The organism is Pseudoflavonifractor sp. 60, assembly GCF_009911645.1.
Classification (GTDB): Bacteria; Bacillota; Clostridia; order Oscillospirales; family Oscillospiraceae; genus Lawsonibacter.
Genome location: NZ_QWKI01000059.1, coordinates 1 through 989, shown reverse-complemented (window position 1 = coordinate 989; position 989 = coordinate 1). Strand labels below are relative to the sequence as shown.

The 989-nt window shown below is 45.0% G+C and carries 2 protein-coding genes and 1 pseudogene; 2 read left to right on the top strand and 1 reads right to left on the bottom strand.

Annotated features, from left to right (window positions below):
• Positions 1-139: pseudogene (locus tag D1646_RS07785) on the top strand (ATP-binding protein); the annotation flags it as partial.
• Positions 136-333: a transposon-encoded TnpW family protein gene (locus D1646_RS07780; protein WP_160584441.1), complete on the top strand. Its 198-nt coding sequence runs from the start codon at positions 136-138 to the stop codon at positions 331-333. The pseudogene D1646_RS07785 and the gene D1646_RS07780, both read left to right, overlap by 4 nt.
• 54 nt (positions 334-387) lie before the next feature.
• Here D1646_RS07780 and D1646_RS07775 read toward each other — a convergent pair whose 3' ends face one another.
• The gene (locus tag D1646_RS07775) at positions 388-816 is read right to left on the bottom strand and encodes an HTH domain-containing protein (protein ID WP_160635931.1); all 429 of its coding nucleotides are present in this window, start codon (positions 814-816) and stop codon (positions 388-390) included.
• Between the last annotated feature and the right edge of the window lie 173 nt (positions 817-989).

The following is a 989-nucleotide window of genomic DNA, read 5'->3' as shown; positions in this document are numbered from 1 at the left end:
CCACGCCCGGATATATGACCGCCTTACGGAAATGTGTACCCCCGTCCGCATTACCGGGGAGAATTTCAGAAAAGCCAAAGCACGGGAGAAAATGGAACACCTTAAAAAGCTGCTGAACGGAAAGGAGATTTGCCTATGACCGACACGCCCAAGAGAAGCACCGCCACCACCGCCCGCCGCCCGGATTGCGTGACAGAAGTACGCCGGGGGAACACCGTCCTTGTGGTTTCCGGCTATTTCAAACAAGGCACTACCGCCACCGCCACCGACAAGATGATGAAAGTGCTGGAAGCAGAAAGCGCAGCCGGGCACAAGCCGCCTTTTACCGCATAAACCGGGCATGAGAAAGCGGTCATGCCAGGGAGCGTGACCGCTGGAATAGGGGATTTATAATTGTGGTTCACAATCTTTCAAGAAAAAGCGCAATGACATAACGGTAACTGCTATTTTGAATTTGATTTCCTCAGATACTTTTTTGGGCGGGTTTGATAAAAGTCTTTCAATGTCTTTTGTTTCCACACCAGCCATAGCAGCAACCGTTTTCTTAGACAAGCCATGATGTGAAAGAAGCACTTGTAAAAATGCGGTTAATTTCAAATCCTTGTCCTCTGTTGCGCTTGCATAAAGGAACGAGATTTTGTTAAACAGCCTAAACCGATATGAGCAATCGTCCGGCAGAAAGTCAATGTTTCCATTCGACAAATCCTCTATGCTGTCCAGCGGTAATCCCAAATATTGGAAAAGCGTGTTTTTGTTAAAACCGTGTATGGTAATAAGTTCCTTTAACTGCTCTGTTACATTGTTTTTTTCGTCCATGTTGACCCTCTCTGTCTGTAAATTGGTTTTTGATTTTAGTAAAGTATAGCACATGAAGCCCCAATTTTCCACCACGCATTTATTGTGATAAACCTTGTTAAAAAAACGTGATATTTTTCGACATAAAGTAGCAAAAAGGACTGTACAGCAAGCCCCGCCCTATGGTATAATAA

Coding starts and splice junctions, on each gene's coding strand:
- D1646_RS07780 (WP_160584441.1), top strand. CDS start 136: ATGACCGACACGCCCAAGAGAAGCACCGCCACCACCGCCCGCCGCCCG.
- D1646_RS07775 (WP_160635931.1), bottom strand. CDS start 816: ATGGACGAAAAAAACAATGTAACAGAGCAGTTAAAGGAACTTATTACC.